The organism is Pseudoalteromonas sp. McH1-42 (genome assembly GCF_022347845.1).
Classification (GTDB): Bacteria; Pseudomonadota; Gammaproteobacteria; order Enterobacterales; family Alteromonadaceae; genus Pseudoalteromonas; species Pseudoalteromonas rubra_D.
Map to the genome: position 1 here is coordinate 17,105 of NZ_JAKRFU010000021.1, position 16,024 is coordinate 33,128.

Consider the following 16,024-nt stretch of genomic DNA (forward strand, 5'->3'; position numbering starts at 1 on the left):
CTACTGCTTCTCCGCCAAAATGCGCTGTACAGGTTTAAAGCTGGTTCTGTGATGCGGTGTTGCACCAAACTCACTCAGCGCCGCAAAATGGGCTTTGGTCGGATAACCTTTGTGTGCAGCAAAACCATACTGAGGATACTCTTTGTCCAGGTCGAGCATTTCCTGATCGCGCGTTACTTTGGCCAGTATAGACGCAGCGCTGATCTCTGCAACCAGGCTGTCTCCTTTGACCACGGCCTGCGCAGGGACGCTCAGTTCGGGCAAACGGTTGCCGTCGACAAACACAAACTGTGCTTTAACGGCCAGGCCTTCAACAGCACGCGTCATAGCCAACATAGTGGCATGCAGGATATTTAGCTCATCAATTTCACTCACAGTGGCACGTGCAACATGATAGCACAGCGCCTTTTGTTTAATCTCTTCAGCCAGTAGCAGGCGTTTTTTTTCGGTGAGTTTCTTGGAATCTGCCAACCCGGCTATCGGGTTGGCCGGATCTAAAATCACGGCTGCTGTTACCACGTCACCTACCAGAGGGCCACGGCCTACTTCATCTACGCCTGCAATATACTGCACATCAGGACGTTCAATTTGCATTCATTAACTCCACTACTGCCTGCGCAGCCTGCTTACTGGCGTCGCGGCGTATATTCTGGTGAATATCATAAAATCTTTGGATCAGGGCTGAGTTATCGCCTCTCAGCAGAGGTAGCAAGGCGTCCGTGAGTGCATCTGGATTACAATCCTGTTGTAAAAACTCTTCAACCAGCGCTTCATCCGCCAACAAGTTTGGCAAAGAAAAGTGCTTAATATTGAAAGTAAAAAAGGTATTGAAAATCCAATAGCTCATTGGCTTGAGCTTATAACCAACGACCATTGGCTTTTTGTATAGCATAGCTTCGAGTGTCGCTGTACCAGACGCCAGTAATACCGCGGTGGCCGCTGTCATCGCTAAAGAAGACTGACCATCCAGTAGAATGGTTCTCAGCTCGGGGGCCACCTGCGATTTGATTGCCTTAAACTGTGCCTTGCGCTTTTCGTTCACCAGGGGCACAAGAATTTTCAGGTTGGGGATTTTGTCAGCCAGTGCTTTGGCTGTGAGCAAGTAGGTTTCGCTCAACTGGCTTACTTCAGAGCCACGGCTACCCGGTAACAGAGCCAGCACCGTATCAGAGTCCTTTAACCCCAGCTGCGCACGCGCGGCTGTGACATCCACATCCAGCGGGATTTCATCTGCCAGCGTATGCCCGACAAAAGTGCACGGCACTTCATGCTTGTCGTAGAAAGCTTTTTCGAATGGTAAAAGAGACAACACCAGGTTGGTCGCTTCTGCGATTTTAAAAATTCGCTTTTGCCGCCATGCCCACACTGAGGGGCTAACGTACTGAACCGTTTTAATCCCGGCTGCTTTGAGTGGTTTTTCTACGCGCAGGTTAAAGTCGGGTGCATCGATACCAATATAAATATCTGGCTTTTGGGCAATGAAGTGTTCGACCAGTTGTTTACGTATTTTCAGTAATCTCGGCAAACGCCCCAGGACTTCCACCAGGCCCATCACGGCCAGCTCTTCCATATCGAACAACGTTTCGCACCCGGCATCAAGCATTTTTGGACCGGCTATCCCGATAAACCGAGCATTAGGGTAATGTTCACGCAGTGCATGGATCAAACCCGCACCTAAGATGTCACCAGACAGCTCGCCGGCAACAATCCCTATCGTAATTTCTTTTTCGTTGGCCATGTGATTCTTTTAGAATAAAAAAACGCCATACAGGCTGTATGGCGTTAGTATATCAGATACAGATATGCGATGTAGAAAGGTTATCGATCGTTATATAAATTTAACGTACCAATCCTCTTTCAGAAGTCGCAATAAAGTCGATCATTTGCTGTACGCCAGCAAATTTTGCCGCATCTTCGCGCATGGCTTCCAGTGCTTCGTCCAGCTTCAGGCCTTTGCGGAACAAGGTCTTGTATGCACGACGAATGGCCATAATCTCATCTGACTCATAACCACGGCGTTTTAACCCTTCTGTGTTAATCGCCGCAGGTCTTGCCGGTGTACCGGTCGTCGTCACAAATGGTGGGACATCCTGATTCACACCGCTATACATGCCAACAAAGGCATGCGCACCAATTTTACAGAACTGATGCACACCTGAATTGCCCGCCAAAATCACAAAGTCACCGATGTGAACGTGCCCTGCAACGCTTGCGTTGTTGGCAAAAATCACGTTGTTGCCAATGATGGCATCGTGTGCGACATGGGTGTATGCCATAAACAGGTTGTTGCTGCCTATCTCAGTAATCCCTTTATCCTGAATAGTTCCACGGTGGATAGTGGCACACTCTCGGATAATATTGTTGTCACCAATCACGAGTTTGGTTGGTTCATCCTTGTACTTTTTATCTTGGCAGGCTTCGCCCACTGATGCGAACTGAAAAATATGGTTACCAGAACCAATCACGCTAGGTCCTTTTATTACCACGTGAGATTCAATTTTACAGTTGTCTCCGATAACAACATCATTACCGATATAGCTATAAGGTCCAACCGATACGTTTTCGCCCAGCTGAGCACCTGACTCAATAATTGCAGTAGGATGGATCACGCTTAAAACTCTCTTCTTGCACACATTAATTCAGCGCTACAGACGACTTTATCGTCAACTTTTGCAACACCAGAAAATTTCCAGATATTACGACGCTCTTTAACAAATTCAACGTGTAAATGCATGGTGTCACCAGGCACAACAGGCTGCTTGAAGCGCGCATTATCTATCGCTGCAAACAAGTATAGTTCATTATCACCGCGATTCTCGACGGTCTTGAAGCCCAACAGGCCCGTTGCCTGAGCCAGCGCTTCTAAAATCATCACACCTGGGAAAATAGGTTGATCGGGAAAGTGGCCTGTAAAAATAGGCTCGTTCGCAGTTACATTCTTAACTGCATGTAAGTATTCGCCAGGCTTATGATCAATGACCTTGTCTACCAGCAGCATCGGGTAACGGTGCGGCAGTAGCTTTAGGATTTCTTGAATATCGAAGCTATTTAATTCGTTGGCCAAAATAACATCCTTTAGTTATCAGTATGTTTAAGCTGTTCTGTGAGGCTTTCCAGCGCTTTTAGTCGCGCTTTAAAATCCGAAAGGTTTCGTAGGTGAGCAATGTTCTTACGCCACTCTTTATTAGTGGTGTGTGGCATACCTGATGAGTAAATCCCCGGCTCGGAGATCCCTTTTGTCACCATGCTCATCCCCGTAATGACGACTCCGTCACACACCTCGTTGTGTCCATTGACAGCCACCATACCGCCAATCTGGCAATACTTGCCGATTTTAACGCTGCCGGCCATAACGCTACAGCCCGCAATCGCTGTGCCGTAGCCAATTTCAACATTGTGTGCGATCTGAATTTGGTTATCCAAAATCACATTATCATGGATCACCGTGTCGTCTAACGCACCACGGTCTATCGTCGTGCTCGCCCCGACTTCTACGCGGTTACCGATAATGACGCTGCCAAGCTGAGGAATTTTAACCCATTCTCCACCTTCGTTGGCATAACCAAAGCCATCACTGCCGATCACAGCACCTGACTGAAATAAACAGGATTCACCAATCACGACCTCATGATAAATCGTGACATTTGCCCAAAGTTTTGTTTTTGCGCCGATGCGCGTGTGTTTACCAACAAAACAACCTGGGCCAATCTGTACATCATCACCCAGCTCAACGCCCGCTTCTATCACAGCATTGGCACCGATACTGACATTGTTGCCAAGCTTCACAGACTCATGCACTGACGCGCGCTCGTGGATCGCCTGAGCTGAATCGGGTGTGGTATCCATGTATTGCGCAAGTTTAGCGTACGCAACATAAGGGTTGTCACAGACTAGCTTATTGCCAGAGAAGTGTTCAGCCTCAGAAGGTGCCAGGATCACGGCACCCGCTTGCGTTGACGCAAGTTGGCTGCGGTACTTTTTATTTGCCAGGAACGCAATGTCCTGACCACCCGCACTAAGCAAGGTGGCAATTTTCCCAATTGGCTGAGCCGGATCGCCTTGCAATTCGGCGCCCACAGCTTCAGCCAACTGCGACAAAGTGTAGTGTTTGGTCATTACTTTTTACTGACTACTTCAACAATTTTATCCGACAGGTCAGAAACTTTATCAGGGTTGAAGTAAATTGTCGTATCTTTTACGCGAACTTCGTCGTATTTTCCTTTTTTGGCAACTTCTTCAATGGCATCAACGATCAGTTTCTGTACTTTTGCCAGTTCCTGATTTTGACGCACTTTGATTTCTTGCTCTAGAGGACGACCCTTTGTAGCCAGTTCTTGCTGCATGCCCTGAATTTTCTCACGCAATGCAACTTGCTGATCTTCACTCATTGTCGCGCTTTCACGCTTGAACTTTTCAGCTTCGAAACGGATGTCACCTTGTAGTTTTTCTAATTCTTGACGACGCTCTGCAAATTCAGCTTGTAAAGTCTGCTCAATTTTTGCCATTTGTGGCAATTTTGAGTAGATGTTTTGCATATCGACTAGGCCAACTTTGTGTGCAAACGCAGACGCAGAAGCCCCCATCATGAGTGTAGCCATCAGCGCCATGGCCGAAGTTTTAAAAAGGTTTTTCACAATTAGCTCCTTAGAACGTATTACTTATGTTAAAGCTGATGAAGTCAGTTTCATCATCTTCTTCTTTTTTCAGTGGGTAGGCAAAACTGATCAGCATTGGTCCCATTGGCGAGATCCACTGTACAGATAGGCCTGTAGATACCCTGAACCGACTTGGATCAGAGTAATCTGATAGTGTTTTATATACATCCGGCGACAAGTTTGTATAACGATCGGCATCGAACTCCGTGTCCCAGACGTTCGCAGCGTCAATGAAGAAGCTGGTACGCACTGAGCTGGTGTTTTCCTCTTCCAGGAAAGGCGTCGGTACAATCATCTCAATGCCTGCAAGGGCTTTTGCGTTACCACCGATACGGCCACCTTGGATCAGGTTGTCAAACTGCGGATCGCCGCCAATCGAACCTGGTACTGTGCCATCCGGCAGTGGCGTGCCACCAATTGAGGAAGGTGAACGCTGCAACGCACGTGGCAGGATCGTATTACGATCAAAGCCGCGTAGCTCCATTTCTGTGATGCGATAAAATTCCTGGAACGGCAAGGTTTGCTCAAAGCCATTGACTTCACCGTAACCATTACCATAAGCAAGGCCGGCACGCGCCGAGAACACCCAACGATGGTCATTACTGATTGGCCAGTAAAAACGCGAGTCATAATTCAGCTTGAAGAAATTCAGATCTGAGTTAGGTGTCGTGACTCTGAAAGTGGCACTTTGACGTGAACCGTCTGTCGGGAACATACCGCGGTTAACAGTGATCCGTGACCAGCCAACGCTCAACTCATATTTAGTAAAGTCAAAACCAGCATCCGGGTTTTCCGGATCGGTAAACGCCAATCGCATCACCCGTGATTGTTCGTAATCCGGGATACGATCCAGCTCTTCTTCAATCCAGCGTACACCAAAGTTGATTCGGTTAACGGCATCAATTGGGAAACCAAAGTTAGTGCCAATACCATAGTTGGTCTGATCATAATCAATCAGGCCCAGCTTACTACCATCAAAGTCGCTGTAGAAAATGCTGCTACCTTGTGACACACCGTCTGGCGTAAAGTATGGGTTTGTGTAAGAAACGGTATAACGCTTCGACCCTCGGCCTGTATTAATATTAAAGGCAAGCTGGTTACCAGTTCCCAGGAAGTTAGACTCACTCACGCCCACGTTAAACTGCAAGCCACCATATGAGCCATAAGCCACACCGGCCTGGAAGCTACCAGCGGGCTGCTCTTTAACTTTAAAATCAACATCGACCTGATCGTCAACACCCGGAATTGGCTTGACTTCAAAGTCAACGCTTTCCATATACGGCAGACGCTGGATCTGTAACTTAGAACGTTCAAGGCTTTGGTTAGATAGCCAGGCGCCTTCAAGCTGTGTCATTTCACGACGAACAACGTGGTCAGCAGTAACCTGGTTGCCATTGACTGCAATACGGCGTACGTAAACACGCTTGCCAGGGTCAACTGCCAGGGTCAACTTCACTTCTTTGCTTTCGTCATCAATGTCAGGCACGGTGCGTACCTCGGCATTGGCATAGCCAAAGCGTGCCAGATAACTCTTGATAAATTCTTCGGTGGCAGTGACGATTGAGCCGTTATACAGCTCACCACTTCTTAACGGTACAACACTGCGGATCAATTCTTCACGACCCAGCAAGTCCCCGATAAACTCAAAGTCTTTTACCATGTACTGCTCACCCTCGGTGAGGTTTGCCGTCACATAGACTGACTCACGCTCTGGGCTCACGGAAACCTGGGTAGAGTCAATGTTGAAACGCAGGTAACCACGATCCAGATAGTAACTGCGGATCTTTTCCAAGTCGCCTTCAATGGTTTGCTTCTGATAGCGGTCACTAGACAGGAATTTCCACCAAGGTAAATCCTGCTGCGATTCAACCAATTTCAACAGCTCTTCATCTGAGAAAAGTTCGTTACCAACCAGGTTGATCTGCCTGACCGACGCCGCGTCACCTTCATTAAAATCCAGCTTCAGTCTTACCCGGTTACGTGGCAGCTCAACAATGGTCATCTCAATCTTAGCGTTGTACTTACCGATACTGTGGAAGAATTCGATAAGGCCTTTCTCAACGCTATCAATAACCGTTCTGTCTAAAGTTTCACCGGCACGGATATTTTGCTGATCTAAGCTTTCCTGAAGCTGCTCATCTTTGATGTCTTTGTTGCCATCAAATTCAATCGAAGCAATCGTCGGACGTTCTTTAACTTTGAAAATAACCTGATTGCCATCTCTATATGCAGCAATATCATCAAAATGGCCAGATGCAAACAGCGCCTTAATCGTCTTGGACACTGTATAGTCATCAACTTGATCACCCACGTTGATAGGAATGTGTGTTAACGCAGCGCCCAGCGCAACGCGCTGCAGGCCTTCAACTTTCAAATCTTCTACGATAAAGGAGTTTTGCCCCAGAGCAGCAAAGCTCGCGCCCAGTAAACTCGTTACAGCTAAATGTTTTTTTATAGGCATTTTATTATCTTTATCCTTTACAGCTTACGGCGAACAGTGCGCCTCAATTGCTATCGCACCTTGCGGCCTAAAGCCTCGATACATCGTTAAGTAGTGCAAAACAAGTTAGCGCCAGGAGCACAACTGCACCCACCTTATAGCCTAACTCTTGTGTCTTTTCAGAGACCGGTTTTTTGCGAATAAGTTCAATAAAGTAATACATTAAGTGCCCGCCATCTAAGACCGGCAGGGGTAAAAGGTTGAAAACCCCTAGGTTGACGCTAATTAAAGCCAAAAAGCCTAAAAATGCGACAAACCCATAACTCACACTATTTCCGGCCCCTACAGCAATGCCAACCGGCCCACTGAGATTTTTAACCGATACCTGACCGGTCAACAAATTACCAATCATCTCAAAACTGAGCGCAGTTAAGTCGTAGGTCTTTTTAACGCCCAGCACGATACTATCGAATACCCCGTATTGTCTAGTTTCAATATACCCTTTCGGCCAGGGTTCAAGCACTGGTACTACGCCCAAATAGCCAATAAGTACCCCCTGGTTGTCTTCACGGCCCTGTGGCGTAGGGTAAAGATCAACCTCAAGACCTGCTCTTTGTACGACCAGATGACTGCGTTGTTGCGCTGAGGTTTGTACTAGCTGAACAAATTGTTCCCATGAGTCGAGCGTTTCATTGTTATAACGCAGCAGTTTATCACCCACCGCTAAACCGCCTTGCTCGGCAGCAGAGCCTGACGCTATTTGCGCAATTTCTAGTTTCAGATTAGGGCGGTAAGGTTGGATACCCACAGACGTCAAAGGTGGCACATCTTGCTCATCCAATCGCCACTCACGAGTATCTAGCTGACGCAAAGCGAGCTGACCCTGACTGTCCTGAACTTTGAGGATAACTTGCGATTCGCCCAGTCCCCCCATCAACGCAAAGGTGACTTCCTGCCAGGACTGAACAACCTCGTCGTCGACACTGATAATACGGTCGCCCGGCTGCACCTGAGCCTGAGCCGCAATACTGCTGTCGGTCACATTTCCAACAATAGGCTTGGCATTCTGAACGCCAACCATATACATAAGTGCGAGAGCAAAAATAGCGAAAAGAAAGTTCGCAAGGGGTCCGGCGGCTGAAATGGCAATTCTGGAAAGTACGGGTTTGTTGTTAAATGACAGATGTTGTTCTGAAACAGGCACCTCATCCACACGCTCATCCAACATACGAACGTACCCACCCAAAGGAATGGCGGCAATGACATATTCAGTACCGAGCTTGTCATACCAACGGACCAGAGGTTTACCAAAACCTATTGAAAACCGGAGTACTTTCACACCGGCTTTTCTGGCAACCCAAAAGTGGCCATATTCATGTACAGCCACCAAGATCCCCAGTGCGACAATGAAAGAACCCAGGTTCCAGAAAAATTCCAACATAGTGACTCCTACTTACTGATCAGTTCCCTGGCAAGTCTGCGGGCTTGCGCATCCTGTGCCATTATCGCGTCCACAGAGTGTAAAGGTTCGAGGTGGCAACGTTCAAGCACTTCAGCATTTATGCGATAAATATCACAAAAGCCAATTTGCTCATTCAAAAAGGCCGCAACAGCAATTTCGTTCGCCGCATTCAGTGTCGTTGTAGCTGACTGGCCGCTACGACACGCATCGATTGCCAGTTTTAAGTTGGGATAGCGGTTGAAATCAGGTTTGGTAAAGGTGAAATCGACAATATCCGCAAAATCGAGTGGCTTAACGCCCGCTTCTATCCGTTCTGGGTAAGCAAGACCATAAGCAATGGGAGTTCGCATATCTGGTTGGCCCATTTGCGCAATCACAGAGCCGTCTATGTATTGCACCATGGAATGGATCATACTCTGTGGATGGATAACCACTTCAATGTCATCAGCCTGGCAATGAAACAGCCATTTTGCTTCGACGAACTCCAGCCCTTTGTTCATCATGGTCGCGGAGTCTACAGAGATCTTCTGTCCCATTGACCAGTTAGGGTGTGCGACGGCCTCAGCAACGGTTACATCGGCCAGCGTATCAATGGCGCGTGTCAGGAATGGTCCGCCGGAGCCTGTCAGGAGAATTTTGCGGATCCCTTGAGTATCAAGTGCCGTGCTGTCGCCCTTTTGTAAGGCACCAGGTAAGCACTGAAAGATGGCATTGTGTTCACTGTCGATAGGCAGCAAAGTTGCACCATGGCGCTTTACTTTGTCCATAAACAACTGCCCGGACATGACCAGAGATTCTTTATTGGCCAGCAGGACTTTCTTGCCCTGCTCTACCGCCGCCAGTGTTGGCAATAACCCCGCCGCACCGACAATGGCCGACATCACAATGTCTACGTCAGTATGAGCGGCGATATCACACATGGCCTGAGTGCCACTAAGCACTTCAGTCTGTTGGCTGTTAAGTGCCTCTCTTACCTCTGTGGCTGCGTCTTCAGCTCCCATCACGACATAGCGAGGCTGATGCTTCAACGCCTGCTCAATAACCAGCTGTGTATTACGTCCGGCAACCAGCGCAAAAACCTGATACTGTGTGCTATTTCGCTCGACAACATCCAGCGTTGATGTGCCAATAGAGCCAGTTGACCCTAAAATAACCAGGTTTTGCTTATCACTCATAGTGTCACCGTCCAGGCGTACAGCAAGGCAAAAATCGGCGCAGCCGCAGTTAAACTATCGATACGGTCAAGAATACCGCCGTGTCCCGGCAGACATTTACCTGAGTCCTTTAACCCGGCTTCACGTTTAAACATGCTTTCCAGCAAATCACCGACAGCGGAAAACAACGCAATCACAACGGTTAATCCTGCATACAATAGCCACTGATGTTGCGCTACGTCACTGCAGTAGCAGAAAATGACCACAAACACGACAGACGTCAGTAAGCCACCGATCAAGCCTTCGATGGTTTTATTGGGGCTGACATTCGGCATTAACTTGTGTTTGCCAAAATTCTTACCGGCAAAGTAAGCACCTATGTCTGCACTCCACACGATGCCCAGCACCACCATGATTAACACTGAGCCGTATTGCTCTGCCTGATGATACTCAGCGCTGCGCAGCACATTCAGTGCCAGCCAAAGTGGAATTAAGGTCAAAAAGCCGGCAATGGTACGCATGATCATGCCTTCATTCCAGGCTTTGGCCATACGCGGGTAATTCATAACCAGAACGGTTGCAACCAGCCACCAGGCAGCGGCAAGGGTAAAGACGTAATTTGCATCAGCGACCAGACGCCCCTGATGCCAAAGCTCTGTGATCGGCCAGTGGATATGAAGGCCGGCCAGAACTGCTGCCATCATGACAACATAAATGCCTTTGTGCAGGCGATTTGTGAGACCAATAAAGGCAGCCCATTCCCAGGCACCCATCAGGATAATGGCGCCGGCAATCACACTAAATAAATTCAGCGGTGTAAAAAATACCAATAGTAAAGCCAGTGGCGCCAGCACCACCGACGTCATAACACGTTGTTTTAACAAATTTTATACCTTTAACTTGTTGTTTTGCTCTCGGCGAGTAATTGTTTTATTTGTTCGCCGGTACAACCGAAACGTCGTTCTCTCGAAACGTAACAGGCAAGCGCTTCTGAAAACGCTTCTTCATTAAAGTCTGGCCATAATGTTTCGGTAAAGTAGAGCTCAGCATACGCTGCCTGCCACAGTAAGAAATTACTAATGCGGTAATCTCCACCGGTGCGGATCAATAGATCAAGCGGGCTTTGGTCCGCCATCGTCAACTGTGACGAAATCGCCTCTTCTGTAATGTCGCTCGCCTGGATGGCGCCTTCAGCGACCTGCTCAGCCAAGGCTTGAGCCGCCTGCATAATATCCCAGCGACCGCCATAGTTGGCCGCAATGTTCAACTTTAATCCTGAGTTATGCTCGGTCAATTGTTCTGCATCGACCACTTTTTGCTGCAACCCGGCTGGGAAGCGCGAGATATCTCCGATGATTGACAGCTTCACATTGTTCTTATGGAGCTTCTTAACTTCTTTACTCAATACAAACAGGAATAATTCCATCAAAGTGCTGACTTCGTCCTCAGGACGGCGCCAGTTTTCACTACTGAAAGCGAACAACGTCAATGACTCTATCCCTAGCTTAGAGCAAAACTGCACAGCATTGCGAACTGAATCTACCCCTTTTTTATGTCCATATGCACGGGGACGCTTACGCGCCTGAGCCCAGCGGCCATTTCCATCCATAATGATAGCGACATGTTTGGGCAGAGATTGCTGTGAAATTGCGTCAGCGGTTAAAATCATAATGCCTATTTAAGTAAAAAAAAACGCCGTCTAGTATACCTTAGACGGCGCTGCAAACCTAATAAATTTGTGGTTGCTTAGATTTCCATCAGCTCTGCTTCTTTAGCGCTCAGCTGAGTGTCCATCTCTTTGATAAACTTATCAGTTAGCTTCTGGATCTCGTCTTCTGCCTGACGTGCTTCGTCCTCAGAAATCTCTTTATCCTTCAGCAGTGATTTCACGTCACCGTTGGCATCACGACGAATGTTACGCACTGCAACACGGCCGCCTTCAACTTCGCCACGTACGATTTTGATCAGGTCCTTACGACGCTCTTCTGTCAGCGGAGGAAGTGGTACACGGATAACCGTACCCGCAGACATTGGGTTAAGACCCAAATCAGACGCCATGATCGCTTTTTCTACCGCTTGTGCCAAAGACTTGTCAAATACGCTGATAGCCAGTGTACGTGAATCTTCTACCGTCACGTTAGCAACCTGGTTAAGCGGCGTGTCAGCACCGTAGTAAGACACAGAAATGCCATCAAGCAATGCCGGGTGTGCACGGCCAGTACGGATTTTAGATAGCTGGCTTGCCAGCGCAGCTACGCTTTTTGTCATGCGCTCTTGCGCATCTTTTTTAATATCATCAATCACAGTGCTATCCTATTCTTTACTGTATTAATCGGACTCAGCTTGCAGGTTAAGTTGCTGGTGTAGCCAGCCAATGCGCCAGAGCGCTTACTCTGCAGCTGGTTGTGTACTGATTAACGTACCTTCTTCTTCACCCATGATAACCCGCTTTAGTGCGCCAGGCTTGTTCATGTTGAATACGCTCAAAGGCATGTTGTGGTCACGGGCCAGCGTGAATGCCGCAAGGTCCATAACCTTTAATTCTCTTTCAATCACTTCATTGTACGTCAGGTGACGGTGTAATTCTGCATCCGGGTTTTTCACTGGGTCATCACTGAATACGCCGTCTACTTTGGTCGCTTTGATAACCGTGTCTGCTTCAATTTCAATACCGCGCAAACAGGCGGCTGAATCAGTTGTGAAGAACGGGTTACCGGTACCCGCAGAGAAGATAACCACGCGACCTGATTTCAGCAAGCTGATTGCTTCTGCCCAGTTATACGCATCACAAACACCATTTAGAGGAATGGCAGACATCAGGCGTGCATTCACAAACGCTCTGTGCAGCGCATCGCGCATTGCCAGGCCGTTCATCACAGTTGCCAGCATTCCCATGTGATCGCCCACTACGCGATTCATGCCCGCTTCGGCTAACGAGCCGCCACGTAAGAAGTTACCGCCGCCGATAACCAAACCCACTTCTACGTCGAGTTCTACAAGTTCTTTTATTTCTTGGGCCATACGATCCAATACTTTAGGATCGATTCCAAAGCCTTCATCTCCCATCAAAGCTTCGCCGCTAAGTTTAAGAAGAACGCGTCTAAAAACAGGTTTTCGATTGATAGTCATAATTTCCGGGCCAAATTAAAAGTGAGATACAAAATAACCGCGCTTATGAAAGACATAAATGCGCGGTTATTTTAGAGAATTTTGTGCAGTGACGCAAAAGCAAATCTCATCTCGAGGGGGCTTTTGCATCACTTAATCACCTAAGCGTGATTATTCGCCTTTAGCAGCCGCGATTTGAGCAGCAACTTCAGCAGCGAAGTCTTCTTCTTTCTTCTCGATACCTTCACCTACTTCAAGGCGAATGAATGAAGAAACAGAAGCACCTTTTTCTTTCAGGTACTCACCAACAGACTTCTTAGGCTCCATGATGAAAGCCTGACCAGTAAGAGAGATCTCACCAGTAAACTTCTTCATGCGGCCAACAACCATTTTCTCAGCGATTTCAGCAGGCTTGCCTTCGTTCATAGCGATTTCAACCTGAACCGCTTTTTCTTTCTCTACAACCTCAGCAGGTACATCTTCTGGGTTTAGGTAGTCAGGCTTAGAAGCAGCAACGTGCATTGCAACGTGCTTCAGCGTTTCTTCGTCAGCTTCACCAGTTACAACAACACCGATACGGTCGCCGTGACGGTAAGCAGAGATGTTTGCACCATCGATGTACTCAACGCGACGTACGTTGATGTTTTCACCGATTTTAGCAACTAGTGCAACACGAGTTTCTTCGAACTTAGCTTTCAAAGTTTCGATGTCTGTTTTCGCTTCAGCAGCAGCGTCAAGAACAGTGTTTGCAAAACCCAGGAAGTTTTCGTCTTTAGCAACGAAGTCAGTTTGACAGTTAACTTCAAGAAGTGCAGCGAAACCTTCACCTTGCTTGATAAGGATTGTACCTTCAGCAGCAATGTTACCAGCTTTTTTAGCCGCTTTAGCAGCACCGCTCTTACGCATGTTTTCGATAGCTAGATCGATGTCACCGTTAGTTTCAGTTAGTGCTTTTTTACAATCCATCATGCCAGCGCCAGTGCGCTCGCGAAGTTCTTTAACTAGGGCAGCAGTTACAGCCATTAGAATATCCTCAATTCTGAATTCGGTTTTTTGATAAGCGAATTACCGCTTGTAAAGAATATCAAGTCTTCAGAAAAATAAGATGAAGACTTGATGACAGCTTAGTGCGTTGCGACCGGCCACCCGCAAACTAGGCGTTGCCAGTGGCGCGGTATGCAATCAATTACTCAGCTTCTACGAAGTCGTCGCTTTCAGCTTGAGCAACGATGTTGCTTTCACGACCTTCAGTGATAGCAGTCGCTACAGCACCAGTGTAAAGCTGGATAGCGCGGATCGCGTCATCGTTACCTGGGATGATGAAGTCAACGCCGTCTGGGTTAGAGTTAGTATCAACAACAGATACTACTGGAATACCCAGGTTGTTTGCTTCACGGATAGCGATGTGCTCGTGGTCAGCATCGATGATGAAGATAGCGTCTGGAAGACCGCCCATATCTTTGATACCACCAAGGCTCTTCTCAAGCTTTTCCATTTCGCGAGTTTTCATCAAAGCTTCTTTTTTAGTCAGCTTCTCGAAAGTACCGTCTTGGCTTTGAGTCTCAAGGTCTTTAAGACGCTTGATTGATTGACGAACTGTTTTCCAGTTAGTCAACATACCACCCAACCAGCGGTGATTTACGTAGAACTGCTCGCTTTGAATAGCTGCTTCTTTAACTGCTTCGCTTGCAGCGCGCTTAGTACCAACGAAAAGGATTTTACCTTTGTTAGATGCAACGTTCGAAAGGAACTTAAGTGCATCGTTGAACATAGGAACTGTCTTTTCAAGGTTGATGATATGAACACGGTTACGAGCGCCGAAGATGAAAGGCTTCATCTTAGGGTTCCAGTAACGAGCCTGGTGACCAAAGTGAACACCAGCTTGAAGCATATCGCGCATTGAAACGTTTGCCATTTGTATTTTCCTCTAAATTAAGTAGGGTTAGGCCTCCACATATCCCATAACACCAACAAGTTCGGTAATCCGGTAACCCGGTTATTTGCCCCTCGCCTGCACCCAAGTGTATGTGTCGATATGTGTGTGTGTTAAAATTAAATTTCGTGTTGTCTTCGTTACAAAAAACCGTCTTACATCATTCAGTGGTCAATTGGACCACCAGAAAGGCGAAAAGATTTATTTGTAAAAAGACGGCGCGCTTTATACCATATAAAAGAAATTAACTCAACGTTTGGGCTAAAAATCGTTCATAAACTAGCCCGGTGTTGTTGCGTCGAAACTATGACTTGGAGTCTCAATGAGTGCAGTGATCAAAACCCCTGAAGAAATCGAAAAGATGCGTGTTGCCGGTAAGTTAGCCGCTGAAGTCTTGGAAATGATTGAACCTTATGTCAAACCAGGGGTGACGACCGATGAGCTAAACACCATTTGTCATAACTACATTGTAGATGTGCAGCAAGCCGTCCCTGCCCCTCTTAACTACCACGGTTTCCCGAAGTCGATCTGTACCTCAGTAAACCACGTAATTTGTCATGGTATTCCAAACGACAAGCCACTCAAAGATGGCGACATCATCAACATTGATGTGACGGTTATCAAAGATGGTTATCATGGCGATACCTCAAAAATGTTTTTCGTTGGCAAACCGAGTATTCAGGGTAAGCGTCTGAGCGAAGTCACTCAAGAAGCGCTGTACATTGGTATTCGTATGGTAAGACCTGGCGTACGCATTGGCGACATCGGCGCTGCTATCCAAAAATATGCGGAAGGCTTTAATTACTCTATCGTCCGTGAATATTGCGGCCATGGCATTGGTGCGGAATTCCACGAAGAACCGCAAATCGTCCACTATGGTAAAGCAGGCACCGGAGAAGCGCTTGAAGCAGGTATGTGTCTGACCATTGAACCTATGGTCAATGCAGGCAAACGCCACTGTAAGTTACTGAAAGACGACTGGACTGTTGTGACCAAAGACCGCAGCTTATCTGCGCAATGGGAGCACACGCTGCTGGTCACAGAAAACGGTGTAGAGATCCTGACATTACGCAGCGACGACACCATTGAGCGAGTAATTGAGCACAGCGCTTAATCACTCCAAAACAACGCCACCTTTGCGGTGGCGTTGTCATTAATCCACTATGCTGCCTTTTCATCCAGTTAAACGCCCTTCGCCAATCACAACCTCGCATTTTTTTGTCACTTAGTGTAAAACTGAGCTGTGAGTTTTGCGCGCAAAATAGGGAGCCC

The 16,024-nt window shown here is 47.4% G+C and carries 16 protein-coding genes; 1 reads left to right on the forward strand and 15 read right to left on the reverse strand.

Going from position 1 to position 16,024, the window contains the following annotated elements; translation table 11 throughout:
• The 15 genes from rnhB to rpsB all read right to left on the reverse strand — a co-directional run bounded on the left by rnhB (position 1) and on the right by rpsB (position 14,734).
• The gene (gene rnhB, locus MHN31_RS17960; protein ID WP_010385765.1) at positions 1 to 594 is read right to left on the reverse strand and encodes a ribonuclease HII; all 594 of its coding nucleotides are present in this window, start codon (positions 592 to 594) and stop codon (positions 1 to 3) included.
• A complete protein-coding gene (gene lpxB, locus MHN31_RS17965; protein WP_239444965.1) occupies positions 584 to 1,738 on the reverse strand; it encodes a lipid-A-disaccharide synthase in 1,155 nt (384 codons plus the stop codon). Before lpxB ends, rnhB begins: the two co-directional genes overlap by 11 nt.
• A gap of 100 nt (positions 1,739 to 1,838) precedes the next feature.
• Complete coding sequence (lpxA, locus tag MHN31_RS17970) at positions 1,839 to 2,609, reverse strand: acyl-ACP--UDP-N-acetylglucosamine O-acyltransferase (protein WP_125564063.1); 771 nt, start codon at positions 2,607 to 2,609, stop codon at positions 1,839 to 1,841.
• Positions 2,610 to 2,611: 2 nt separating this feature from the next.
• On the reverse strand, positions 2,612 to 3,064 hold the full coding sequence (fabZ, locus tag MHN31_RS17975; RefSeq protein WP_125564064.1) for a 3-hydroxyacyl-ACP dehydratase FabZ: 453 nt from the start codon (positions 3,062 to 3,064) through the stop codon (positions 2,612 to 2,614).
• 11 nt (positions 3,065 to 3,075) lie between these two features.
• Positions 3,076 to 4,116 (reverse strand): UDP-3-O-(3-hydroxymyristoyl)glucosamine N-acyltransferase, encoded by a 1,041-nt coding sequence (gene lpxD / locus MHN31_RS17980; protein WP_125564065.1) that lies wholly within the window; start codon positions 4,114 to 4,116, stop codon positions 3,076 to 3,078.
• Positions 4,116 to 4,634, reverse strand: a complete 519-nt coding sequence (locus tag MHN31_RS17985) for an OmpH family outer membrane protein (RefSeq protein ID WP_125564067.1) — start codon at positions 4,632 to 4,634, stop codon at positions 4,116 to 4,118. The genes lpxD and MHN31_RS17985 overlap by 1 nt, the downstream gene beginning before the upstream one ends.
• Positions 4,635 to 4,644: 10 nt before the next feature.
• Positions 4,645 to 7,116, reverse strand: coding sequence for an outer membrane protein assembly factor BamA (gene bamA, locus MHN31_RS17990; RefSeq protein ID WP_125564068.1), 2,472 nt, complete (start codon positions 7,114 to 7,116; stop codon positions 4,645 to 4,647).
• A gap of 67 nt (positions 7,117 to 7,183) precedes the next feature.
• Complete coding sequence (gene rseP / locus MHN31_RS17995; protein ID WP_239444966.1) at positions 7,184 to 8,536, reverse strand: sigma E protease regulator RseP; 1,353 nt, start codon at positions 8,534 to 8,536, stop codon at positions 7,184 to 7,186.
• A gap of 8 nt (positions 8,537 to 8,544) precedes the next feature.
• Complete coding sequence (gene ispC, locus MHN31_RS18000; protein WP_239444967.1) at positions 8,545 to 9,732, reverse strand: 1-deoxy-D-xylulose-5-phosphate reductoisomerase; 1,188 nt, start codon at positions 9,730 to 9,732, stop codon at positions 8,545 to 8,547.
• Entirely contained in the window at positions 9,729 to 10,595 is an 867-nt protein-coding gene (locus MHN31_RS18005) for a phosphatidate cytidylyltransferase (protein ID WP_239444968.1), read from the reverse strand. The genes ispC and MHN31_RS18005 overlap by 4 nt, the downstream gene beginning before the upstream one ends.
• An 11-nt stretch (positions 10,596 to 10,606) precedes the next feature.
• The gene (locus MHN31_RS18010; RefSeq protein ID WP_125564074.1) at positions 10,607 to 11,380 is read right to left on the reverse strand and encodes an isoprenyl transferase; all 774 of its coding nucleotides are present in this window, start codon (positions 11,378 to 11,380) and stop codon (positions 10,607 to 10,609) included.
• Between the two features lie 77 nt (positions 11,381 to 11,457).
• Complete coding sequence (gene frr / locus MHN31_RS18015; RefSeq protein ID WP_010385751.1) at positions 11,458 to 12,015, reverse strand: ribosome recycling factor; 558 nt, start codon at positions 12,013 to 12,015, stop codon at positions 11,458 to 11,460.
• Positions 12,016 to 12,099: 84 nt separating this feature from the next.
• The gene (gene pyrH, locus MHN31_RS18020) at positions 12,100 to 12,840 is read right to left on the reverse strand and encodes a UMP kinase (RefSeq protein WP_010385750.1); all 741 of its coding nucleotides are present in this window, start codon (positions 12,838 to 12,840) and stop codon (positions 12,100 to 12,102) included.
• 150 nt (positions 12,841 to 12,990) lie between these two features.
• Entirely contained in the window at positions 12,991 to 13,842 is an 852-nt protein-coding gene (gene tsf, locus MHN31_RS18025; RefSeq protein WP_049866373.1) for a translation elongation factor Ts, read from the reverse strand.
• A 163-nt stretch (positions 13,843 to 14,005) separates the two neighbouring features.
• A complete protein-coding gene (gene rpsB, locus MHN31_RS18030) occupies positions 14,006 to 14,734 on the reverse strand; it encodes a 30S ribosomal protein S2 (RefSeq protein ID WP_049866374.1) in 729 nt (242 codons plus the stop codon).
• 340 nt (positions 14,735 to 15,074) lie between these two features.
• On the opposite strand from rpsB, the gene map reads away from it, so the two are divergent.
• Entirely contained in the window at positions 15,075 to 15,866 is a 792-nt protein-coding gene (map, locus tag MHN31_RS18035) for a type I methionyl aminopeptidase (protein WP_125564076.1), read from the forward strand.
• Positions 15,867 to 16,024: the final 158 nt, after the last annotated feature.